The sequence below is a fragment of the Paenibacillus sp. JNUCC 35 genome (genome assembly GCF_058269095.1).
The window spans coordinates 2975307-2999764 of sequence record NZ_CM177771.1 but is presented as its reverse complement, the minus strand read 5'-3'; the positions used below and the strand labels follow the sequence as shown (position 1 = coordinate 2999764).

Sequence of the window (24458 nt, the reverse complement as noted above, 5' to 3'; positions counted from 1 at the left end):
TGCTTCCATTGATTTCGCTTTAACACCCTCCACCACTGTGGTCAGGGTGTTTTTTTTGCACATCAGCAATACAGCTGTATCTGTTGTGAATGATATTGCAGATCACGAGCCCATATACTGCCCGATAGCTGAGTGGAGCGTACAGAATCACAGAATCGAAAACAGGCGATGGATTGGGTCCATCGCCGCGCTATCACTTCCCCTTTGACAAGCACTAAAAATGAATTCAAATTAACTCCAAACAACACCTCGCCTCTCGTATTCCATTCTATATTCAACGGCAGCTGCAATTTTGGCGCTTGCAAACCTTTCCGTGATCCAAAGTCCCAAATCAAGTCCTGAAGTGACTCCTCTTGCAGTGATAATATTCCCTTGATCAACAATTCTGTAACGAAGGAGCTCTGCCCCGTATTCAATGATTTCATTCTGCGCCAAGTAGTGCATCGTCGCCTTTCGACCGTTCAATATACCGGAGGCAGCTAGTAGCATACCTCCTGTACAAACTCCCGCAACGATCGTTCCTTCGTTGTGCATCTCTCTAATCATTTCGGTCAGGGTTCCAAGCTCTGCTTGCTTTCGTGCCCCATGTTCAGCTTTATGATTCCAGCCACCACCAGGTACAATTAACAGATCCGGACGATTATCCATTCGTAAAAAATCATTTAGTTTAACCGTAACTCCAAACGAAGTAGTAATTTCTTGTTTTGGTTCACTTGATATTAGTTCAACCGTAAATGGAGCCCCTTCTTCTATTGCTCTTTTGAGTACCTCAAAAGGTGCGAAAGAGACAAGCTCTCCGAAGCCGTCAAACAATACAATTTGTATTTTCATTTTTAGAACACCGTCCACGTACGGAAAGAATTTTTACTCTTCTGCCAGTTAGCTTAGTTCCCATGAAGAAAGAAAAGTTCCGAATAAATTTTTGTATATGGAACTTCGAGTTATTTGAGTCTCATTTTGTCTAAAATATACAGCTTCGATATACCTATTTCAAGTACTAAGTTCCGATACTCACTCTTACTGGAATTTTATTCGGAGGGGATCACATGAAGCGAAATTGGGAATTGGATGAGCTGATTCAGCATTTGAGAAGGTATCCCATTTTTGAAGTCCCGCCGTTAGGTTATACTTTTTTTTCGCTTGATCACATAATCTAGTGTAAAAAGATTTCCTAGGATGTGATCCCCATTAGTCGACATTTAAAAAGGCCTAATTTTTTGGTGTTCCTAGTCGATGAGGAACGGTACCCGCCTGTTTATGAAAACGCGGAAATCAAAGAATGGCGTGAACAGAATCTTGTCGCTCAAGAACTTTTGAAGTCTCATGGATTGGAATTTCACAGACATTATATAGGAAGCGCAGCGTGCTCACCCAGCCGTACCACCTTAATGACGGGTCATTATCCGTCTCTTCATGGCGTCACCCAGACAACGGGAATCGCGAAAGAAGCTTTTGACTCGGATATGTTTTGGCTGGATAGAAGCACGGTACCTACGATGGGAGATTATTTTCGCGCAGCCGGGTACCAGACGTACTATAAAGGGAAATGGCACATATCCCATGAAGATATTACCGTACCCGGTACTCACACTAACCTTCCAAGCTACGATCCATTGACAGGTGTACCGGACAAAAGCCTCGAAGCCCTATATTGGAACGCCGACCGCTTGAACGATTTCGGCTTTTCGACTTGGATCGGACCTGAACCTCACGGAAGAAACCCGCGAAATTCGGCTTCATCAGCCGGGGTAGGACTAAGCGGCAGAGACGAGATCTACGCTGCGGAAGCGGTCGAACTTATAGAAGCCCTGGACCGATTGAACCGTCTTGACAATCCTGCGGAACCCTGGCTGCTCGTAGCTTCCTTTGTGAATCCGCACGATATTGTTTTGTACGGCGCTATTACGGAGCAATTGCCCCAGTTTAAATTTGAAGTGGAACCTATGCCGGAAGTCGCTCCTTCTCCAACTCTAAACGAATCGCTTTTCACCAAACCGCGCTGTCAGGCAAGCTACCGGGATCTGTATCCAAAAGCTTTACAGCCTATTATAGACCAATCGTTCTATCGTAAACTCTACTACCAATTGCAAAAAAATGCTGACCGGCAAATGCTTAAGGTGTTCGATGCTCTCACCCGCTCTTCTTTCTATGACCAAACGATTGTTATATTTACATCTGATCACGGAGAAATGCTTGGCGCTCAGGGCCGTCTTCATCAAAAATTTTATTGTGCCTACGAAGAGATTCTGCATGTTCCCTTCCTCATTCACAATAAACATTTATTTCCGCAGCCTACAAGCCTCCACACTCCTACAAGCCATGTGGATCTTCTGCCTACAATGCTTGGACTGGCGAATGTTAATATCGAAGAGATTCAGAACAGCTTGCGAAACACATTCAGCGAAGTTCACCCTTTTGTCGGGCGTGACCTCACTCCCTATCTCTTTGGAGAGAGCCCGTCCACAATCGTCGATCAGCCGGTTTATTTCATGACGGACGACGATGTTACCCGAGGCCAGCACCAAATCAGTCCATTGGGGAGGGCCTATTCATCCGTTATTCAGCCTACCCACATCGAGACTGTCATCGCACCGTTATTCAGAAACGGTAAGAAAGAACTATGGAAGTTCTCCCGCTACTTCGATGATGCTCAATTCTGGAGCCAGCCGGGGATAAAAGACGTGACGCTCCACCCCGTTGGAGAGACTGCTTCTGGCATTCAGAATTCGCATTGGGTCACCACAGTCAAAACCCAACCGGTTCCAGACGAGTATGAACTGTATAACATAACCCTTGATCCGATGGAAACATGCAACCTGGCTCATCCCGCGTATGCAACGGAACAAACGAGAAATATTCAACAGCGGATGATGCATCTGCTAGTTGGTCAGCGTCAACAAAAGCGATTATATCCCGTTAAAAGGCATTTCCCCGACCCTCACACAACTGCTTAAACAAATTTTTAGAGAAGCCAGTATGGTATGGCAAATTTTGATTTTAGATTGTACGTAAGCCTGCCAAACAAAAAAAGAGTCAAACGCGCTCACGCTTAACTCCCACGCAAGCCTGGATAACCGGACATTCTCTCTGGCATCAAGGCTTATTCCTTTTAGGTAGCTTGAAAAAGCAAGTTTATTGGTTATCTCCAAACCAGATGTTTTCAATTCCTGTCCGTGTGTCCATCCAAACGGTTACAAGACGGTCTGTCTGCGGGACGATCGCATTGCCGATGTAGTCCCCGATTACAAGAAGACCCGCAACACTAAACGAAGTCGTCGTAAGGCGAGTGTTTATAAACGTGATTCCACCATCCCTGGATGTAGCGAGAAAAACGTCAAGATCGGGCGGATTGACTCGATTGGTGTAATAGGAAACAAACACGGCTCCATCCGAAGGGGAAACAGTGATAGCCGGGAAAAAGTTCTGGGATCCGACCGGACTGTCTGCTATCGGCATCGGCGTCCCCCAATTTACACCAAAGTTTGTGGAGATTGAAAGATAGATATCGGAATAACCTTCTCTATAGTCTTGCCAAACGGCGTAGACGTTCCCCCGCGTTGTCGGAACGTTTGAGATGTCTCCCGACAAGGAGGGATACGTCAGGCACCTGAATTGATAGCCGGGTAATGGCGAAGGTACAACAACGACCGGTGTAACCACGGTTTCCATATCAAATGTGGTTCCGCCATCTTGTGAAGTACGGATATTAAATTCGCTTACGCCGGGAGGCTGGGTTATCCATCCTACGATGAGAATTCCATTTAATGTAATCGCAATACCGGGAAACTCTTCAAATTCGGTGACTGAAGAGAGAAGCGTTGGGTCCGAGTACGTGTTTCCGCCATCTTTGGAACGATTGAAGAATATGGTATTTCCCGGTGTGAACTCCGTGTTGTAATCGTGTGTATAACCCGTATAAATGGATCCAAAAAACGGACTGGATCCGGCTTTGTCAGTGGTAACTACTACTTGATCGTCATTGACAAACTGTCCATATCCTTGATTGACAACCACAGGCGGTCCAAACGAGGAGGCATTATCGTTGGAAGTATAGCTTACTACCGTACCGCTGAGGCCGTTCTCATCAAAGGCATGTGCCAGCACAACAAAAGAATTCGGAAAAATATAATCAATATGAGGCGATTCTATGCCTGCGAACCCCGCTGGTAACGGGAACAGCGTCGTGCTCCATGTTGCTCCTGCGTCAATTGACTTATAAAGGCCAATATTCGGCGATCCTGTGCTAAAATCCACAGCTACGACCACCATAACAGAGGGATTTAGCCAATTCACCGCTATGCTTGGCTCAAACTGAATACTGGCACTCGGCGAAATTTGTATATTTGCCACAGGTTCTTCTCCCCTCTTTATCGTGATAAGGACGGTTACCTCAATTTAAGGGCTGAGCTGCCCGATTTGGGTGAGTTCTTGCTGCAGAATTCTTTGATGCGGAATTACGTTTCCGGACGAATCCGTTCCGAATACCGTGATGACTGTGTCGGTTGGTACCGTACCTGTAACCAGAAATTGAACCTGATAAGAAGAATTGCCTGTGATGCTGAAAGTAAGGATTTGGCTGGTGTTCGCATTGATAAACAGTGAATTCGAATAAACGAGTGCTTTGCTCACCAAGCTGTTCCACACGTAGATATGGTAAACAACGTTAGATGTAAAACTAAGATTATCGTTGTCAAGATTGATTACAAGGTTCGATGCAGGTGTGGTTCCCGTATTCGTAATGATGCCCGTTGTTAAAGGCATGAAAGCACTCCCTTTCCATTGGTTTAGCTTAATATATGAACACCACGTCCGAATAGCGTGGACAATGTCACAGGACATTCTGCCTTTTTTTAATTTCCTCGAAAAGGAATCGAATTTTATTCGATAGGATCCAGATAGAAAATCTTTCACGCGGTCGCAATGAATAAATTGTTTAATAATTGACACTTTCATTCTAGTTTCCGACATAAAACGGTGAACACGTGACATACTAAACAGTAACAACAAGTTTAGGGGGATAGTTTGCTTGCTAATTCATAAAATCGAAACCTTTCCGCTCTTTTATCGTCTTCCCGCGGCATATGGAGATGCCAACGGCATTAAATCATACAGAACCAATTATTTGTTCCGGATTACTACGGATACCGGCGTCGAAGGCTGGGGAGAGTGTGTGGATTGGCTGCCAACCTTGCATAAAGGTTTTCAGGAGCGAATCATTCCTTATTTGATAGGTAAACCGATCGTTGACAGAAGCAAATTGGTGCTGATTTTAAAAAAGTGGCATTCGCGCGCAGCCACGGCTGTTAGTATGGCTTTAACAGAAATTTTAGCCAAATCGAGCGGGTTGTCCGTATGCGACCTATGGGGCGGAAAATATCGGGATAAAGTACCCGTCTATGCCTCGTTTCAGTCCTATTCAGTAGAAACGGATTGGCACAAACATTCACTTGAAGCGATTAATCAAGCGGTTACCGAAGGATTTAACATGATCAAGATAAAGATAGGCGGTAAATCAATCGCTGAGGATCAACGCCATGTTCTGTCCGTACAACATTTGTTGCAAGGAAAGATTAGTTTGGCTCTAGACGCCAATCAAAGTTATGATGTGGCGGCAACTCTTCAATGGAAGACTATGCTTGAGAAATGGCCCAATCTACTATGGATGGAAGAACCGCTCCAAATTAAATACATAGCTGAATATATTGTATTAAGAAGCCGGTTCTTTGTTCCCTTGGCCGGAGGCGAGAACATCAAAATAGCATCGGATTTTATTCCCCTGCTCTCCCAGTATGCTCTGGATTATATCACTCCCGATCCCTTGCATGTTACAGGGATAGACGAGTACAGGGAAACATTAAGCCTCGCCAGAAAATTTGGCATTCGTGCAACGCCTCATGCCTATGATGGTGCATTAACACGCTTATATGCTTTATTCGCTCAAGCCTGTTTGGAACCATGGAGCAAAATGGAAACGGAAATGATCGAACCCGTGGAATGGGATGTTATGGACAACCCGTTTAACCATTTGATTTCGGTTCAACCTTCAAATGGTGAGATAGCCATTCCATACGGCATCGGAATCGGGATTGAAATCGACCTGGACATGCTTGCATTTTATCAATGGGACGGAAGCAGTTACGCATAGTTTCCTGCAAGGCGACGTGACGTAATATTTGTAATAAGTGCCTGCTTCTGCAGACGCGTATGTCTGTTAGAGTTAAGCTGCCAGTAGATGACCCTTAAATTTTGAATTTATCAGGGGTCATCTTTTTTATGTCCACTGGCTCTGAATTATACCAGGTTATGTTGTAAGGGGAGAAGCGTGCTCGAACTTCTTCAGGGGTACCCGCTAGTCCAAGACAAAGATACAATAGCCTGTGCTATTCTTAGTTCTTATCTTTCCATATGTCAACATAACCGTTAAAAAATAAATCCCATCAATAGTTTCATTGATGGGATTTGTAAATGATCATATTCGGATATTACTCGTATTCGCATACCTGAAGCCCCGCTCCGATCATGCCGCGGCAGCGCCTGCTTGGTGCGCATAAGCGATCAGCTCGCGAACCGTGTATAGCCGCTCTTCGCGGTCCGTGATATCCATGGCAGCGATGCCGGCTCCCCTTATCGTATTCAGAGTTTCTTATAAACGAATGTGAATCGAAATAGTAAAAACTAGTATCACATCAGGTAAGGTCTAACGACAAGAAAATGCGAAAAAAGCGTCGGTGCCTCGCTGCCCGTCTTCTGTTCCCCAATCCGAACAAAATGCTCCTCCACGAGGTTTATGTTACCGACTATATATTCATGTGACTTTGAGTTATAAAATTTATAGATGAACAAAAGAACTTCAACCCACTGAAGTGAAGTTGAAGTTCTCTCTAGTTTCTTCATATATGCTGAAATCAGTTTCGATGAAGATAACTTCAGTAATTGTGATAGTTTCATCAAATCGACTGCGTCGCCCGCATAAACCTTCCCATCCGCTCCAGCACCTTCTCCAAATCGAAGAGTGAGGCTGCATAGGAGCAGCGAATAAACCCCTCTCCGCCAGATCCGAATACATGTCCCGGCACGACCGCCACCTTCGCTTCCTCCAGCAGCCGAAGAGCGAACTCCTGAGATGACATGCCAGTAGAAGCAATTGAAGGGAAGGCATAGAAAGCCCCCTCAGGCTCGTGACATGTCAACCCGATTGCATTCAAGCCTGCTACAAACAGCTTGCGGCGTTCATTGTAGTTCGCCATCATCTCATCCTTGGCAGCCAAGCCATGACGCAATGATTCGATTGCGGCGATCTGTGCAAGGGTAGGGGCGCACATGGCCGTGTACTGGTGGATTTTAAGCATGCCGGCTATCAACTCGCGCGGGCCGCAAGCATAGCCTACCCGCCAGCCTGTCATCGCGAACGCTTTGGAAAAGCCGCCGATGACAATCGTACGCTCCTTCATGCCCGGAAAGGAGGCGATACTGACATGTTTTCTCCCATAAGTCAGCTCGGCATAAACTTCATCCGAAATGACAACCAAATTATGTTTGATAATGAGCTCTACAATTGGCAGCCAATCCTGCTCAGTCATAACTGTTCCGGTCGGATTACATGGATAATTGATCATCAAAGTCTTCGAATGAGGCGTAATCGCCGCTTGAAGTGCTTGGGGGGTCAGCTTGAACTGCTCCTGTACCGTAGCCGCCACTTCCATGATTTTACCGCCATGCAGATGGGTAATCGGTTCATAGGCAACATAGCTTGGTGCCGGAATAAGCACCTCATCCCCCGGATTAATCACTGCTCTCAGAGCCAGATCAACGGCTTCACTGCTCCCCACTGTCACGATGATTTCCTGCTCGGGATCGTAGGAAAGCGTGAAGCTGTCGGCAAGATAAGCCGAAAGCTCCTCCCGCAGCTCCATCGAGCCGGCATTTGAGGTATATTTCGTCTGCCCTTCACGCAATGCTTGAATGCAGGCTTCACGTACCTTTTCCGGTGTAACGAAATCCGGCTCTCCGACTCCAAGGGCGATTGTATCTCCGCCTGCTGCATTCAGATCAAAAAAAGCGCGAATACCCGATGGCCGAATATCCCGTACACGCGAGGATAAAAACCGCCCTGTGCCCTCTTCACTTAACATCTTGCACCATCCCCCATTCCTGTTTCCGCTCAAGGAGCGAGCTGGCAATAATACGGTCCAGCAGCTGTGCAAACGTCATATCTGCAGCTGCTGCGCTCTTCGGAAGCAGGCTGTTCTCGGTCATTCCCGGTAAGGTGTTTACTTCCAGCACGTAAGGTACATCCTGACACAAAATCATATCGACTCTTGCATAGACCTTGCACTGCAGCAGCCGGTAGCTGGCAAGCGCCGCTTCACGCACACGCTGCTGGGTAGCTGGAGGGAGCCGGATCACCTTCTCCTCAGCGCCGCCGGCCTCATATTTCGCTTTGTAGTCGAACCACTCCGAATGCGCGGAGCGAATACCGATAATCGGTAATACCTCGCCGTCCACAATCGAGCAGGTAATCTCCGTTCCTTTAATATAGGGCTCAATCAAGATCGCCTGATCGAAACTGCAAGCTTTCTGAACAGCCGGCAGCAATTCCTTCTCCTTATGCACAAGTTGGATCCCGATGCTGGATCCCCCCATATTCGGCTTCACAATAACCGGGTAACCCAGCTGCTTCACCGCCTGCGGTTCATAATCGTCCATCCCCTGCCAGCAAAGCCCTTCAGGCGTATGCACGCCTACAGTCTTCAGCAGCCTTTTGGATAGCTGCTTATTCATGCATAGGCTGCTTGCCAGGACACCGCTGCCTGTATATGGAATGCCCAGTGTCTCCAGCGTTCCCTGCACCGTGCCGTCCTCGCCATACTGGCCGTGAAGCGCCAATAGCGCGAGATCTATGCCTGCCTGTTGAGCCTGTGCGATTAAATCCGCTCGCTGATCGATCACAATTGGAACCACCTCATAGCGGCTGCGATCCAAATGCCGGATCATCTCTTGACCTGTCTGCAGAGAAACCTCTCGTTCAGATGAAATACCACCCATAATAACGCCTATCCTCATCATGACCCCTCATTCTCTTAAAAATCGTTATCCCTGAAGAAAGCTGCGCGCCTCTTGGCCGATGATCTGAATACCCCGCTCGATATTTTCATCCGTCACTCGTGAAAAACCAAGCCGCAATGTATTCGTCCCTTCGCCTTCTTGAATAAAAAACTTGTCTCCCGGCGTAAAAATAACACCCTGTTCTGTGCAAGCTTCTAGCAGTTGGCGTGTATCTACGCTTGACGGGAAGGTAAGAAACAAATGCAAGCCCCCGTCGCCGGACAGTTGCGCCTCAGGGAGATGTGCTTCACAGCACGCCTTCGTCAGCTCATATTTGCGCTTATATTCCATACGCGCTTTTTTTATATATTTATCGAAATTTCCGTTGAGCAAGTATTGATATAAAATCGATTGATCGATTGTTGAGGTATGAATGGTGCGTGCACGCTTAATGCTCTCCAGATTGTTGATCAGCGCCCGGTCTCCAAGCACCCAACCCACTCGCAAACCAGGGAACAGCACCTTGGAGAGGCTGCCAATATAGATGACTCCGTTCCCTTGCCCTGCTGTCGCTATTAACGGGGCAACATGCGCTCCCGAGTAGCGCAGCTCCTCATTGAATCCATCCTCGATCACCGGAATCTGATAGCGGGTCATTAATTTTATAACGGCGCTGCGCTTCGCCGGCGACATGACGATGCCTGTAGGATTGTGATAGGAAGGAGTCAAATAGGCCAGATCAAAGCTGTTTGTCTGGTTCTGCATTACCTTCTCAAGCTGTTTCACATCAATACCGTCACGCTCCATCGGAATGCCGGTAATTTCAAATCCTTGCAGTTTCAAATTTTTGATCGCTGTATGATGGGTCGGATTTTCACAAATGGCCGCTCCGCGGCGCGCCGAAGGGCGCAGTGCCGACAACACAATGTCAAAGCCTTCCGTAAATCCGCTTGTAATCAACATATCCTTGCCGCTTATATCGATGCCCTTATTCTCCATATAACGTATCAGGTAATCGATCAGCGGCTTATAGCCCTTGGCATAGCCGTAGTTGAGCAGCACCTGCCCTTCGATTGCCATCCGGTCCATAAAGGCTCGCCTTACATCCCCCAGATCAAACAGCTGCTCATCCGGAGCGATGCTTGTGAAAGAGATGACTCCTTTTTGGGCGCGAATGCCCTGCTTCATCATATCCAGCTCCACAGCCGATACAGCATACTCGTTCATTCTTGCCTTCCAGTCGATCTGCCAGGCGCCAGAGCCGTCAGCTCCTCCGGTGTCTGTAGTCAAATGCCCCCCCGTAGCGGCCACATAGCTGCCTTTGCCGGGAATCGCATACCTAAATCCGTCATCCTCCAGACCCTCATAGGCTGCAATGACTGTATTGCGGCTCACCTTTAGCAGACCACTCATTTCTCGTGTGGAGGGCAGCTTCTGATCCGCCTGAAGCGCCCCTTTTATAATTAACCGTTTGATGTATTCTTTCACTTGCAGCGCGACCGGACGGTCACCGACGAGCTTGAAATCCTGGAACATCGTTCATCGCCCCCATCTATAATGATGGCATAGGAGACGGGAGAAAAAAAGAACCACCGCACTGGATTTTTAATCCTTCGGTGGTTCCTCCGCATTTTATCCCCTGTACGTCCTCATATCCATACATGTACCGGTTTAACCGATTATTTCAAAGTGAAAACATTTTATTTGTTCAAATGCGAACGTTCTAACTTAGGGTGGCAACACGGCTCCTCGTCCCTTTGGATGAGGGGCTATTTGCAATTTCTTAACGATGGTTAGGTTTAAAATTCGATAATTGTATCGTTTGCAATAGCAACTATTGTTATGATAATGTATCAGTCAATGGATTGCGAATAAATCTTCATGCATAATCTTTTAGAACAATCCATAATCCCGGAGAAACACTAGAGGTGAATGAATGCTAAAAGTAAACCGAGATGACGAACGTCCCATCTGGCAGCAGCTTCTAGACCAAGCGATTCATAATATCACAACCGGAAAATGGCCGCCGGGCGAATTGCTGCTCCCATCCCGCGAACTCGCTCCATTGATTGGCGTTTCCCGTTCAACCATACAGATTGTTTACGAGGAGTTATTCAGCCGCGGGTACACCGTAACCTCTCGTCGAGGCGGGACAAGAGTCAGCAAATGGACCTATGCGACTCGTCCTACAGAGGTTGCAGCGACACAAGGACCCATCCCCCCCGAATTGCCTTTATTAGACTGTGCAATCGGCCAATTGCACAGCTGGTTCGGAGACAAAGAAAATCGAAAAGTAGAGATCGATTTTAGTCCCCATGAGCCTTACTTAGACGAACATTTTCAAAAGAATTGGAGGCAATCCTTTTTACATGCCTCCACTGAAACAGACCTGGACAGTTGGGCTTACGGCGACTCCTACGGATTCCTGCCGCTGCGAGAACAGATTCAACGTTATTTGTCGCTTGAACGGGGCGTTCATGTGAATATCGATCAAATCATATTAACCTCAGGCGCACAACATAGCATCGATTTGATCGCACAAGCCCTTTTACATGAAGGAGAAACGGTTTCGGTTGAAGATCCCGGCTTTCCTGCTGCATGGATGGCGATGAAGTATCGGCGTATGCAAGTTGTACCCGTTCCGGTCGACGAGTACGGGCTGTGCGTTAACCGCATTCACCCTCAATCCAAACTTGTCTTTGTTACGCCATCGCACCAGTGTGCGGTTGGAGTTATTATGTCGGAGCCTCGCAGGCAACAATTGTTACACATGGCTGCCGAGCAGCGGTTTTGGATTGTTGAGGATGATTACGACAGCGAATTTCGATATCGCGGTGACCCGCTTCCAACCTTGTTCAGTCAGCGACCTCAGAACACGTTATATATGATGAGTTTTTCCAAAATGGTTGCGCCCGGTATTCGGATATCGGCCATCATTGGTCCCAAAGAGGCCATTCGTCAGCTTGCCCGGGTCCATGAATTAACCTATCGCCATCTTCCGATTATGGAGCAAATTACGCTTACTCATTTTATTGAACATGGTCATTTCATGCGCCATATGAGACGAGTTCGAAATGTATATCGGCAGACACGAGGCCATGACGAAGGCCATCATCACGACAGGTCTGAACGAACACTTCACGCTAAGCGGCGTAGAAACGGGATTGCATATGCTTCTTGAAGCAGAACCATCGTTTGACGAAGAAGCCGTGACGAACTTGGCGATCGAAAAGGGAATCCGTGTTTATCCGCTAAGCAAGTATTGTTTGGAAAGCGATCGTAAAGGATGGGTACTGGGTTTTGCTAAAGTAGATGAATCAGCTATTGAAGAAGGCATTAAACGTCTGACGGGGATGCTTTTATAATACAAGCATCCCCGCCAGATTTTGTGCTTTCTTACAATCAATTCGTGATGCCATCCAGTTCTCTAAGCACATGACCAAGTATGTCGACCGCTTGATCTATTTCATCGTTGTTTACGTATAAGCTTGGCATAAATCGGATGACGCGGGTTCCTCCCGGCAAGTCACGTAGTCCGTTCTGATGGTATATCGATGTGCAAAACCAGCGAATGCGGCGCATATATGGTGAAAAACGAAACTTTTTGCTATACTCTGTTGAGCGCACTTTCGGAAGCTTCATACAGCTTTGGGGGGACGTCTCCGGCTTGCATGTAGCGCTTCATTTCCAGGGATGGAATTTGGGGAGCATTATTATATTCATCATCAGTTGCAGATGCTGAATAAGGTAGCTCTCGAATCGCTCCTTGTCCATTATACATATATCGCTTTCCTCGCTGTCTCAATAAACAGCCCTCGTGTACCTAAAGAAAAGGCGTTTGAATGACGTATGTTTGGGAACAGTCGTGACCTGAGTCAGCCTGTCCATTTCGATCAAATCTTCCCTGGAAAATAAATATTCGTCAGACCGTAACTACCAATTGAGTTTTATGCGCTTTCCAGCGACGGTCACTCCGCGCTGAAATGCAGCATCCAATGCGCGTAAAACATTGGTAGTCAAACAGCTTTGGAGATTGGTATAGTCAGCGAACCGCGCGTCAAGCGAATCGAACAATGCGTCACTCCGAACATAATTAGTGCGTATGAAGTGTTTTTCTTTCAGCCCATACACGACTTGTTCTTGGTCTGGTACTGGAATTCCTAGCGACCATACTTTCTCGTTATCCGACGGGTAAGAAACAACGCGCTTTCCAATGCCTATGTCATGTCCATAGTTGAGTACCAATGTGATCAGCAATCGCCACCCGCCCAGATCATCAACATTGATAGACTTAGACAATTCTTGAATGTGTTGGTTCGCTTGCTCTCGTATGAAATTCAGATTAACTGACGCCTCAAGATCGATTACCCCTACATATAATAATGCTCTAATTGCCGGCAATTGCGACATCTCTACACCTCCAACAGCCTCGTTTCAGAATATATTCATCCATCGTTACCACGAAATGAACAGAAATCAGTGCTTACTACCAATCACGCCACTCGTCTGTTAGCTCATAACGTACAAGGTTTCGCCTTCAGCAGAGAAACGAATGAGATCCCCCATCACGCTCAAGCGAACATATTCTGAGATCTCCCGATTCAATATTGTAGTTCCAAGTTGCAAAAATCCCGATTTTCGATTCGGGTTTGCGACTGATTTTTGCTGCTGTCACAGAGCAGTGTAATACCCTTTCTCACCGATGCCAATCGTCCAAAAATGGTTCGCCTTCCGCAAATCGTTCTCCAGCCATTCGCAATCTTCCTCATACGTTCCTTCGGCTTTGGCTTCCTCGATCGATTCCAGCACATCCGTCGGTGTTGCTTCACGATAAATACCAACACTAATTTCCATAAACGAATAGCCATACTCGGCTTCCGTATCATCGATTTTGCCATTGTTTTTCTCGGTTAACAAAGCGATCAACGCCTCACTAGACAGTTCAAATGGTCGTTCCTCGTAGATAAGCGGAATTGTCTTCTCGCAAAACGGACCGAAGATACATTCCATAAATACAACGCGGTCCTCATCATTCAAATCAATACGAAGCTCCAGTTCGTCGTATAAGAGCTGTTTGTCATATGCCCGTGACGGTTCACCCAACAGCAGCTTCACCTGCTGCACCGTTTGTCCGAACGCAACATAACCTGCTTCGTTCAAATCTATGCCTCTCAGTGGTTCCAATCGAAGTGTTTTCATACGCTTACCTCCTAAATGTTGTCCTCAAACGGCAGGTGAAATGGGCTAAAATAGTGGAACCTCCGGCTCCACGCTCTATCATGGAGAATTTCGCTTTTTTCTGGTTTCTATCCAAGAAATTAGAAAACCAGCTTCTCCAAAGTCATTATTGACCTCTGATAGCTTTTCGGAGTCTATTTTCAGTATAAAAATATCGTTACCCAACGCGTTAAGCGCGTCAGCACCAAAATAAGCGTTTATAAAATCGCGAAAGGTTACACCATCATGTGAGTAGCCCAACTGAGTCTCCGTGAAATAATTCACTGGATACATCATTCTTGGTTTGGATATTTTATCATTATTTAAGAGGTATGATGAAAAATTTATTCTTTCATTTCTATATAACGTTGACGTAATAACATAAGATATGCCCTTTAATGCTGAATCCGTTTCTATTTGAAACGCATATGCTGCACGGGACAGACCGACAATATTTTCAAACATAGCTTGCAATTCGCAAATGTACTTACACGGAAAATGCAGACTTATGTTGGCTGTGCCGCCGTGAGCTTTATCATTTACGTATATCGCATATGTATTTTGTTCCCTCAAATCTGTGGAATTCGACATATTAAGTGACTTTATCTCTCCAGATGCGATTCCATCTTCAAACTTTTTTCTTCTGACGGACTTCACGCCAATATCTCCAGGATGGTCAGCTTTTTCCTTAGGCAATAGATAGTAGTAACTGAAGTTCTTAAATTCCAACGCAAGCGCCCTTTCAATACTGATTGCAGCATTATATAGAGCAAGTGTATCTTTGTTATGATTTTGATAAATATACAAATTTACATGCATGGAAAATTACCCTCCCGAAACATCTTCGTCTGCGAGCCAGAAATATGTCCGCTTGGTCTTTTACCCCGTTTCCCACATGAAGAGAACAATCCCCCCTACTGTCAACTCATGCCACTTCGTTGTTTCCCCTGAAACCGCACATTGTTCGGATTCATCGTTCACGGCCCGCCGATTGCCGCCGTTTATACGCCATGACTCAATCCTCTCAGAGACAATCGTGCCGAAGTTCTAGCTTTCGCAATACCCGCAGCAAGAATCACAAACTGAAACATATCAGTTCTGCTTGAGCGCTATCCGAGTCCTGTTCTGACATCTTAGTCGCAAAAGCAAGATTTCTTTCGGGCCAGACGCTTTGGACCTCGAATCCCTCCGGAACACGGACCCATGACATACATTCGTAGTTGGATGTTCTATAACAGGTGACATCCGTTTTACGCCGATAAATCTGGCCATCGATCTCCCGTGAGACAACACCTGACACGGAAACCTTTTCACCATTGGAAGACACGGCGATCTGCCAGAACGGTAGTCCAAGCTCAATTTCAACGAGATTATTGCCTGCCGAAAGATCGAACAAACCGAGTTTGGTGGTCGGTTCTGCCCAAGATACGCGATTGGATTCTCGTCGCCTTCCTTGGCCTAAAGAGAGCCATAGCCGACCATGACGATCTACCGCCGAATCGCAAATGGCGGGCAGTTGGGCGCTTCGGCGAAGTGCGGCAGCGAGGCCAAAATCCGCGCGCCACAAACTGCCGTTGCCACACACGGCGATTAGTCCTGTATCGTCGTCGGCGTGAATTTGAACATCCTCGTCAAGCAGCCGACGCTTAACGGCGCCGGTTGCGAGATTAATGGCGTACAGTCCAGCCGATGCGTTATTGACAGCATGAACAAAGCCCGCTCCTGCTACCAAATTATCGCTGTATTTCGGGATGCGTGACGTCCATTTCGTAATCAATCGCAAATCTGATCGGTCGAGTCGAAAAAGCTTAGTGTCAGTCGCAGCCAGCCAACTGCCGTCTGCATCTAGAGCGAGTGCTCGAACAACGTTGCCAAGCCTTGCGGAGGCCAATTCGCGCCCATCGTTCAGATCAAGAGCTCGCAACCGTAACGCAGAAAACGCTACGCCCCAGCCGTCGCTGACCAGCACACGGTTTTTCTCTGTATCGAGCCAAAGCCGATGCCCCATATTGCCGGGTATTACCGTGCGCCAGCGAACCGAAACGTCGGTGGGCGCGGTCGGAGGAGCTGATGAAGCCGTCACTTTAGTGATATTCATATGTACGTCCTTTCTTGAGGGCTTCCTACATGATCCATCATATAATACTTCACCGTAGCCTCGCAGCAGGTTAATGTCAACAAGTTCGCCCTGATCCAGATTAAAGAGTTTCTGGCGTCCCTTCCAAACTAGTGATCGAGAGATCGTCATGGAAAAATAACCGAGTGTGCAAAACAATGCCATCGTAGACCTGTTTGTTTTTTTCGGCCAAACGGCCGATAGCAAAGTCGCTCACGTCCGTATCGGTCTGCAAATCGTAAGGCAGTTTTCCCGGATAACTCGGTCATACGACGATAGGGGGCAACTGACAGAGGGCCCCTGTACTTGCGAATTTTGACTTACCGCCTCCCATGAAGCTTACTTGCCCATCGTTATTACAGGAATAGCTTCTATTGTTTTTGTTCGACTTGTTGTATTCCTCTCGCCCTGTATTGCTTTTTATGAAATTTCCCATGAATCAATAAATGCGCTGCCAAACCCGCGATAAGTCCCCAAAATGCGCCGCCGACGCCAAGCAAGGTCACATTCGCGGCTGTTGCTAAAAACGTAATCAGAGCTGTCTCACGTCCCTTGGGATCTGTTAAAGCATTGGCAAGACTGCCGCCAATTGTGCCAAGCAATGCCAATCCCGCTAACGTTGCGATAAAGGTAGCAGGAAGAATTAAAAACAGAGCAGCCAACGTCACGCCAAAAATGCCGACAACAATGTAGAACATGCCACAGGCAATGCCTGCAATATAACGTTTTGTCGAATCCTCATGCGCGTCTTTTCCTGTGCAAATTGCTGCTGTAATGGCTGCTACATTAAAAGCATGCGAGCCGAATGGCGCTGCAAGAAGCGAACCCAAACCCGTTATGGTCAAAATCGGATTCGCGCTCGTCTTGAACCCGTCATTCCGCAATACGAGCATTCCAGGCATGTATTGTCCCGTCAAGGTAATAATAAACAGCGGTATTGCAACGCCCAATAAAGCATGTAACGAAAACTCCGGAACGACAAATACCGGTGATGCAATCGCCAATTGGATCGTACTGAAATCCGCTTTCCCCATACAAATCAAATAAATCAATCCGATTGCCAGTATGCCAACAATCGCATAGCGGGATGTAAACCGTCTTAGCACGACAAAAGCGGCAAACAGTACAATGACAAGCAATGGGTCAACTTTCGCTCCTCCAAAGGCTGAAATGCCAAACTGCAGTAAAATGCCTGCTAGCAACCCGGAAGCGATGCCTGGAGGAATAAGCCGGACGAAACGTTCAAACATGCCCGATAATCCTAAAACAATAAATCCTACTGCAGAGATAATATAAGCGCCAATTGCTTCCGGATAAGGGGTTACCGCTAATGCCGAAACGAGAAAAGCCACGCCTGGTGTTGACCAAGCCGTAATAATCGGTTCCCGGTATCGAAAACTTAGCCATATCCCGGTTACACCCACTCCAATGGAGATCGACCAAATCCATGAAGCGGTCATTTCGGGACTTAAACCCGCGACTTTTGCTGCCTGAAACACGAGAATAAAGGTGCCCCCGTAGTTGACAATGACAGATATTAAAGCGGCTATGGTCGGCGATATCAAATCGCGACCGCGCAGCGAAGATGACGTTGTGTTCATATCCTTTCTCCTGCCTCTCTCCTAATCGTCCTGACGCGCATTTTCGTTCCAGTAATAACTGTCCGGCAGGTAACGTTGGCCGAATACGCTTGTCCCTACGCGGATGATCGTAGCTCCTTCTTCGATGGCCACCTTGAAATCACCGGACATGCCCATCGAGAGGATATCCATTTGTACACGTGGGAACTTTTTCTCCCTAATTTGTGTTTGAATAGATTTTAATAATCGGAAGCAGTGCCGGGTCTCGTCGTTTGTAGCATTCAGTTTTCCAATTGTCATTAAACCTTTCACGTTTAACGTTTCAAACTGGGACAATTGCTCCACCAATTCCAATGCCGATTCCGGCGAAGCACCGAATTTGCTTTCTTCGTAAGACGTGTTGATTTGTACCAGAATATCCATGGTCTTGTTCTCTTTGACGAGCTGATGGTGCAGGGCCTGCCCCAATTTCAAACGGTCCACAGAATGAATGAGCGTAACATATTTGACAACATCCTTCACTTTATTCGTCTGCAAATGTCCGATAAAATGCCATTCCACCTGAGTATACTGCTGCATAAGCGGAAATTTGCCCCGCAGTTCCTGCGCTTTGTTTTCCCCAAACAGAGTTTCACCCGCTTGTATGGCCATTTGCAATTTTTCAAGCGGTACGGTTTTGGTCGCCAACAACAATTTCACGTCTTCGATCTTGCGCCCCGAGACTTGACAGGCCAATTCCATCTGCTGCCTTACGGTTTTGAGATTCTCTTCAACTAGATGGCTCATTTCTCTTCCCCTCTTTCTTCTCTCCTCTTCCACAACCGAGGTAATAATGCAAATGCTGCCGCAAAAGCAACGGCAGCATTCATTTTTAAAAAAACATCTTACACGGTTTTTCCAGGTTTGAACATTTTTTCTTCTTCGACTGCATTTTCTTTCGCGGTGATATGGTGCGGATCAATTCTGTACACCTGAACAGGACCGCCAAATACCGCTGACCGGTATTTATCTACGTGCTGCCTAGGTAACGGCCGATTATAGTAACCAGGCACATACTTATCCATCATTTCTTGCAGCATGTGTGTAGCTTCATCCAGATCGACGATAGGCTGTGCCTTGCCAAAAATCATTACACTCATATATGCAGTGTCCGTTTTGGCCGGCACCGGATCAGTAATAGTTCCATATTCTTCACAAACCGTAAAACAGACCTCCGGATTAGCACCCATCACCTGATTTCTTCTCCCACCGGTGGCTCCGTGGAAATAAAGCTTCCCATTTGTCCAAACGAAATTCAGCGGAACGACGTACGGCAGATGACCATCGACCATACCAAGTTGTCCGATTCGAGCTTGCTGCAGAAATGTATCAATCTTACTCTTGTCCAACACTTCTCTAATCTTGTAACGTACTCCATCCATTGTTATCACTCCTATTGTATTAAAGTATTGTGAGGTAAGTTTATCAGCGATTGGAATGGAGATAAATGTCCATAAATACAGAATTGTTGCAATCCATAATTAACGTAAAAAATACTCATCCACGTCGGATAAGTATTTTGAAGAGGTGCACGTGCGCCTCAGAATCTGTATGTCGTTGTGCAACTCTCCGGCGGCTACTTGATATGGGACGGGCTTGTTTTCCGGATGTGAAAAAGAATATCAAATTGTTCCTGTAAAGACGCGTCGAAGTATACCGGCTTGTTCGGGAGGAGTTGTCCCCCGAGGGCCAGCAGAGGACGTTTTTCATCCATCCATTGCTTGGCCGGTCCTTCAAGATGGCGGGCGTCAAGCAGAAACATTTCCGGAGAAACTTTTCCAAGCATGTAATTGGAGCTGTTCACATCCTGTGGAATTTTTGCTGTTGAGAGCTTACTGTTGCCGTCAGGGTTGTATTCACTGAATAAGGTGTAATCGCCCTCCGAAGTGGTGCTTCCCATGACGATATACTGGTCGCCAAGACGCTGTTTCAAAAAATTACCGGAAGCATCCGGATATAATTCTTTATCGATAATTCCTTTGGCCATGTGGGTGTTATGTCCCCATATCATCGTTTTTCCGTTTAACGCCTCCTCGGCCCACATCGCATGATCGGCCATATATTGCTCGTGCAGCTTCAGCATGCTTGGATAATCATCAGGAATCAACATGGCCGTGAAATTCCGTATAGCCATCGCGGTTCCTTTCGCCCAGATAAGCTCGGTTGTTTCCGCTTTTTTGTCTGCCTGTTTGGTCTTCTCTTCAAGCAATCGGACGACTTTCTCCGCGTTACCCTTAAACCGCTCTCTTACCTCGGGAGACAGCTTCATATATTCCTGCAAGCCTCCGGTTGATAACCGAAGCTCTTTGTAATTAAGCTCCACTTCAGCCAGCATATCGGGATAATGCCGCTTAACATAATCTGTCACTTGTTGATAGACGCCTTGATCCAGCGATTTTAAGTCAAGTCCGATAAATTGAATTTTCCTCTTGTTCGAGGGATCGGCATTATAATCTTTCATCCACTCTAACATGGCTACAATTTCATCCGTCGGATACAGCAGATTCAAAAATTCTCTCGGATTCCCGTTTCCCGTTTGGATATATTCATTCAGCTTTAAACCGCTCCCCCAATCTTCTTCCATCCCGAAATTCGTAAAACCGAGCTCGGTGACCAAATACTTCACAAGCCGAAACTTCATCGTAAATATTTCGGAGCTTCCGTGAGTATTCTCTCCCAATCCCACATAACGGGCATCCCCGATCATGCTCTTTAGCGGCTGCAAATCATCGAGTGGTTGTGACGGGTCAACCGTCTTCAAAGGCTTCGCCTGCGATTTAATGGATGAGATCACATCGTTTTGGACAGGCTCAGCTGATTCGGTAACTACCACCGTTTTAGTCTCCCTTTCTTTTGCGCATCCTCCAACCAGCAGCGCGGCACTGACCATCGCTACCATTCCGCCGTACATCATTTTCTTTTTCATCGTCTCCACCTCATTCAATTAGTTAAGCAAGATAATCCGCAAGTGAAAGTGCGTCCATCGCTTTGATCCGATTGTTACTCATTTACGATCATTTTTCCTAGTGACGAACCGTCATAAAACGGTTTGACAAAACATCACGCAGGGAGAAATGACTTTCTATCACTGGCGATAATGACAATCCCTCGGTGATAATGAGCCCATCAAAACGCAACTAATTAATTCCCGAAAAGGATGTGATCCAGATGGGAAATCCGTCAGACGCCTGTAGGTAAATAATTCGATCAGTTAGTCAAACTAATGAATTAGGAAGGAAAGGGTTACTATGATATCTAATGCGGCAACGCCCTCTACCGAGGAGCAAGTCCATCGTGCCAGAAAAGGACTTCGGCTCTTTTTCAGCATCCTGCTCGTTTTTTCTGTTGTCATGAATATAGCCGTAATCTTGACGAAGAGCATCCCGCTCATTGTCGTGTACATGTTTACGCCCGCGCTCTCTTCCATTCTAGCCCGGCTTCTCTTACGTGAAGGGTTTAAAGACGTATCGTTCAATCTCGGCAGCGCGAAAATATGGAAAGGCATCGGATTGGCCGTACTGATACCTATGGCCATCTGTTTCATCACCTACTCCATCGCCTGGTTCAGCGGACTGGCTATCTTTCAACTTCCTGTGGGCGGTTCGTTAGAACCGATCTTCCATATGCTCGGACTGCAGCATCTGCCAACCCCGCTGAATTTCATTCTGATCGTTGTCGTGACCGGAATTCTGGGAAGCTTGATCAACCTGATCCCGGTTATGGGAGAAGAAGTCGGCTGGAGGGGATACATGCTGACAAGGCTGGTCGATGCCAAAGTTCCGCGTCCCGTCGTCGTTAGCGGTTTGATCTGGGCAACCTGGCATGTTCCGATTGTCATTGCCGGTTTATATGTGGAAGGGCCGTCCATGATTCTCACGGTAGCCGGCCTCTACTTATGCATCGTTCCGTTCGGCTATATCATCGCCTATTTGCGGTTTTCCACAGGCAGCGTCTGGCCTGCGGTTATCCTCCATGCCGCGTGGAATGCCGTTGTTCAAGGACCATTCGCGCGCGCAACTACCGGAAATCATACTGAAATTTGGGTCGGAGAATCCGGTATGATCACGGCGCTTATTATCTTGATTGCCGCGATCCTTGTATCCCGAAGAAAACTCATTAAGTAGGCTGGAAAGCTTGCAGAGTATTGCTAACAAAAAACAGCCTTCGTCCGGCAGTATACCGGATGAAGGCTGTGGATCTACCTTAAGGAAATCAAATAACATAAGGGGTTTTACATATTATGCATGACTAATATGTGGAACCCTTTATGTTTCACTATCGTGTCCCGTTAGCTCAATGACTTATTTGAGATCGGAACAAAATGCTGCCAACGACACAAATTTCAAAATAGGCGGACTCCGCCTCTATCGGAAATTTTCTACATATTCATGCAGAAAGGCGTCTAACGTGCGCGGCTCTCTGCCGAGCAATCGCTTCACAGTGTCATTTGGACTTTCCGGCACCACCGTAGACATGATTTGAATTTCCACAACGTGGTTCGCAAGCCAAGGAGGCATATGCCCGTGCTCGATAAGATTGCGGAGTAGTACTTGGGGTTCCAAGTTGATGTAGCTGATCGGCCGATTAAGCAGGGCGGATAGTTGACTCGCGATCTGGGGATAACTGAAAATCTCCGAACCAGTAAGCGTATATATTTGGCCTGATACCTCGCGGTTGGTCAGAACTTCTGCGGCAACATCCGCGATATCGCGACAGTCAATGAAGTTACACGGTGAATCGCCCATGGAGCCGAAGAAAACATTTTGGGTTGTGATCGTTGGTGCAAGGCGCACTAAGTTTTGCATGAATGCATAAGGGCGCAACACGGTGTGGGTGAGACCCGACTCCCTCAGCGTGTTCTCGATTTCTTGATGCCAGCCCGCCACTGCCACTGGAGAGCTCTGCTCAAAGGCAGGGCTGGATATTTTTACGATGTGTTCGATTCCAGATTCGGCGGCAATCTGAATGATTGAAGTTTCCAATTCGATTTGTCTTGGACTGTTGGCCATGGCAAGGAAGAGCTGGCTAGCACCTGTAAACGCGCGGCGCAGCGATTCGGGGTCGGAAGCATCCGCCGTTGCGATCTCGATAGTCGATCGGCCTTTTTCTCCGATCTGATCACGCAACTTCTCTGGCTCTCTGCTCAGCGCCCTGACGGGTACGCCAAGATCAACCAAACGTTCCAAAAGCGCACTGCCTATCGTACCTGTTGCTCCCATAATAACTATCATTTTTTTCTTCTCCTTTTGGATGAAAAATTAGTTGTGACGGCAAGACGCCACCGCCATGTCACTATCGTGCTTGCTATGAATCCAGACAACGGGAAATCGATCCAGACACGACCGACCCAAGCCAAGCGATTGCTCGGAATCATAATTTCCAGTAAACCAGATGTCATCCATGCGGCGTATAGGCCAAACGTGGACCCGGTCAGTGCGAACACCCCTACCACAACCAAGTGAGGTGCACCGATGACCCATCGTTTATGGCCCACTCGGCTGCGCAACAAAAGGCCAATCATCAAGGCCATCAAGGCCGATGCACCGCCGATTGTGGTCAATGCCCCTATTTGAAGACTCCTATCGGCAGTAACCAATCCCCCGATACCTGCCATGATGGCAGGAGCAGCATAGGCCATTACAACTTCACGCCATAGTACAAAAGTCTTTTTCTTGGAACCAGAAGCCTTGATGCCGTAAACATCATCTGCCGGATTCGGGTATTTCATCTTGTTCATTTACTTGCTCCCTTCTTCTTTGAAAAAGTTCAACGATTGCTTTCAGCGAAATATAATTAGCGTCCTAACTATATAAGAGTAAAAATAGGCTAGCTTCACTAGCCCATTCTACTCATACCTGATATTTCCCTATGGTTTCGAGCCTAGTTCGCCCGTAAGTGCTGAGATGCCTTGTGTAACTCGGCCCAGCAAGTCGAGAAATACGCTGCGCTCATCGATACTGAGTAAGCCCACCATTGCTTCCAGCCGAGCGAAATGCTCAGGAGCCATTTCACGAAGCTTCTTCGCTCCTTCTTCCGTCAGAATGACCGATCTCTGACGGCCATCGTCTGGGCTTGATCGCCGAGATACTAGCCCATCTCGTTCAAGAGTGTCGATAAGACCTGTCACTGTAGCACGTGTAACGCCTAGATGCTCCGCTAATTGCGAAGGCAACTCTTCTCCTTCGTTATCTTCAAGATCTGCCAATAAACGATATCGGCCTGTTGATAAACCGAATCTGGAGAAATGAATCTCCGAGGCATGTCCAAGCTTGGCTCCCGCCGCCATTAGCCTAGACGCGACGAGTATAGCTTGTGCGTCTATGTCTAGGTTATAGCGATCAATCTGACGCTTGGATTGTGCAAGCGAGGGAATAGCGTCAATGTCATTTATTATTTTATGATTGTTGTTCATATATATAGTATGGCTCCTAATTACTTTTGTGTCAACACATTTTTATCAC

Annotated in this window: 20 protein-coding genes and 1 pseudogene; 4 read left to right on the top strand and 17 right to left on the bottom strand. The window is 46.9% G+C overall.

Annotation, left to right across the window (positions count from 1 at the left end):
• Positions 1-231: 231 nt before the first annotated feature.
• The gene (locus tag AC2TF6_RS13675) at positions 232-831 is read right to left on the bottom strand and encodes a DJ-1/PfpI family protein (protein ID WP_491311487.1); all 600 of its coding nucleotides are present in this window, start codon (positions 829-831) and stop codon (positions 232-234) included.
• Between the two features lie 389 nt (positions 832-1220).
• On the opposite strand from AC2TF6_RS13675, the gene AC2TF6_RS13670 reads away from it, so the two are divergent.
• Complete coding sequence (locus AC2TF6_RS13670; RefSeq protein ID WP_491311647.1) at positions 1221-2954, top strand: sulfatase family protein; 1734 nt, start codon at positions 1221-1223, stop codon at positions 2952-2954.
• Between the two features lie 178 nt (positions 2955-3132).
• Here AC2TF6_RS13670 and AC2TF6_RS13665 read toward each other — a convergent pair whose 3' ends face one another.
• Together AC2TF6_RS13665 and AC2TF6_RS13660 are read right to left on the bottom strand one after the other, a co-directional pair.
• Entirely contained in the window at positions 3133-4350 is a 1218-nt protein-coding gene (locus AC2TF6_RS13665) for a sialidase family protein (protein WP_491311486.1), read from the bottom strand.
• 45 nt (positions 4351-4395) lie between these two features.
• Positions 4396-4761 (bottom strand): hypothetical protein, encoded by a 366-nt coding sequence (locus tag AC2TF6_RS13660; protein WP_491311485.1) that lies wholly within the window; start codon positions 4759-4761, stop codon positions 4396-4398.
• Positions 4762-5026: 265 nt separating this feature from the next.
• On the opposite strand from AC2TF6_RS13660, the gene AC2TF6_RS13655 reads away from it, so the two are divergent.
• On the top strand, positions 5027-6145 hold the full coding sequence (locus tag AC2TF6_RS13655; RefSeq protein WP_491311484.1) for a mandelate racemase/muconate lactonizing enzyme family protein: 1119 nt from the start codon (positions 5027-5029) through the stop codon (positions 6143-6145).
• Between the two features lie 802 nt (positions 6146-6947).
• On the opposite strand, the gene AC2TF6_RS13650 is transcribed toward AC2TF6_RS13655, so the two are convergent.
• Genes AC2TF6_RS13650 through AC2TF6_RS13640 form a run of 3 tightly spaced genes read right to left on the bottom strand, consistent with a single transcriptional unit; the run spans position 6948 to position 10581 of the window.
• The gene (locus tag AC2TF6_RS13650) at positions 6948-8132 is read right to left on the bottom strand and encodes an aminotransferase class I/II-fold pyridoxal phosphate-dependent enzyme (protein WP_491311483.1); all 1185 of its coding nucleotides are present in this window, start codon (positions 8130-8132) and stop codon (positions 6948-6950) included.
• On the bottom strand, positions 8122-9063 hold the full coding sequence (locus tag AC2TF6_RS13645; RefSeq protein ID WP_491311646.1) for a D-alanine--D-alanine ligase: 942 nt from the start codon (positions 9061-9063) through the stop codon (positions 8122-8124). Before AC2TF6_RS13645 ends, AC2TF6_RS13650 begins: the two co-directional genes overlap by 11 nt.
• 27 nt (positions 9064-9090) lie before the next feature.
• Complete coding sequence (locus tag AC2TF6_RS13640; protein ID WP_491311482.1) at positions 9091-10581, bottom strand: aminotransferase-like domain-containing protein; 1491 nt, start codon at positions 10579-10581, stop codon at positions 9091-9093.
• Between the two features lie 400 nt (positions 10582-10981).
• On the opposite strand from AC2TF6_RS13640, the pseudogene pdxR reads away from it, so the two are divergent.
• Positions 10982-12410, top strand: a pseudogene (pdxR, locus tag AC2TF6_RS13635) (MocR-like pyridoxine biosynthesis transcription factor PdxR).
• 568 nt (positions 12411-12978) lie between these two features.
• On the opposite strand, the gene imm9 reads toward pdxR, so the two are convergent.
• From imm9 to AC2TF6_RS13595, 8 genes are all read right to left on the bottom strand, one after another.
• The gene (gene imm9, locus AC2TF6_RS13630; RefSeq protein ID WP_491311481.1) at positions 12979-13455 is read right to left on the bottom strand and encodes an Imm9 family immunity protein; all 477 of its coding nucleotides are present in this window, start codon (positions 13453-13455) and stop codon (positions 12979-12981) included.
• A gap of 261 nt (positions 13456-13716) precedes the next feature.
• Positions 13717-14244, bottom strand: a complete 528-nt coding sequence (locus tag AC2TF6_RS13625; protein ID WP_491311480.1) for a hypothetical protein — start codon at positions 14242-14244, stop codon at positions 13717-13719.
• Between the two features lie 78 nt (positions 14245-14322).
• Positions 14323-15081: a hypothetical protein gene (locus tag AC2TF6_RS13620; protein ID WP_491311479.1), complete on the bottom strand. Its 759-nt coding sequence runs from the start codon at positions 15079-15081 to the stop codon at positions 14323-14325.
• Positions 15082-15337: 256 nt separating this feature from the next.
• Positions 15338-16360, bottom strand: a complete 1023-nt coding sequence (locus AC2TF6_RS13615; RefSeq protein WP_491311478.1) for a YncE family protein — start codon at positions 16358-16360, stop codon at positions 15338-15340.
• Positions 16361-16749: 389 nt separating this feature from the next.
• A complete protein-coding gene (locus AC2TF6_RS13610) occupies positions 16750-17979 on the bottom strand; it encodes a benzoate/H(+) symporter BenE family transporter (RefSeq protein ID WP_491311477.1) in 1230 nt (409 codons plus the stop codon).
• 21 nt (positions 17980-18000) lie between these two features.
• The gene (locus AC2TF6_RS13605) at positions 18001-18744 is read right to left on the bottom strand and encodes a YggS family pyridoxal phosphate-dependent enzyme (RefSeq protein ID WP_491311476.1); all 744 of its coding nucleotides are present in this window, start codon (positions 18742-18744) and stop codon (positions 18001-18003) included.
• A gap of 98 nt (positions 18745-18842) precedes the next feature.
• Positions 18843-19379 (bottom strand): pyridoxamine 5'-phosphate oxidase family protein, encoded by a 537-nt coding sequence (locus tag AC2TF6_RS13600; protein ID WP_491311475.1) that lies wholly within the window; start codon positions 19377-19379, stop codon positions 18843-18845.
• A 194-nt stretch (positions 19380-19573) separates the two neighbouring features.
• Entirely contained in the window at positions 19574-20896 is a 1323-nt protein-coding gene (locus AC2TF6_RS13595; RefSeq protein WP_491311645.1) for an erythromycin esterase family protein, read from the bottom strand.
• Positions 20897-21245: 349 nt separating this feature from the next.
• On the opposite strand from AC2TF6_RS13595, the gene AC2TF6_RS13590 reads away from it, so the two are divergent.
• Positions 21246-22121 carry a CPBP family intramembrane glutamic endopeptidase gene (locus tag AC2TF6_RS13590; RefSeq protein WP_491311474.1) on the top strand — a complete coding sequence of 292 codons (876 nt, stop codon included), beginning with the start codon at positions 21246-21248 and terminating at the stop codon, positions 22119-22121.
• 240 nt (positions 22122-22361) lie between these two features.
• Here AC2TF6_RS13590 and AC2TF6_RS13585 read toward each other — a convergent pair whose 3' ends face one another.
• From AC2TF6_RS13585 to AC2TF6_RS13575, 3 genes are all read right to left on the bottom strand, one after another.
• Positions 22362-23228 carry an SDR family oxidoreductase gene (locus AC2TF6_RS13585; protein ID WP_491311473.1) on the bottom strand — a complete coding sequence of 289 codons (867 nt, stop codon included), beginning with the start codon at positions 23226-23228 and terminating at the stop codon, positions 22362-22364.
• Positions 23225-23734 (bottom strand): hypothetical protein, encoded by a 510-nt coding sequence (locus tag AC2TF6_RS13580; protein WP_491311472.1) that lies wholly within the window; start codon positions 23732-23734, stop codon positions 23225-23227. The genes AC2TF6_RS13585 and AC2TF6_RS13580 overlap by 4 nt, the downstream gene beginning before the upstream one ends.
• Positions 23735-23863: 129 nt before the next feature.
• Positions 23864-24409: a MarR family winged helix-turn-helix transcriptional regulator gene (locus AC2TF6_RS13575; RefSeq protein ID WP_491311471.1), complete on the bottom strand. Its 546-nt coding sequence runs from the start codon at positions 24407-24409 to the stop codon at positions 23864-23866.
• Positions 24410-24458: the final 49 nt, after the last annotated feature.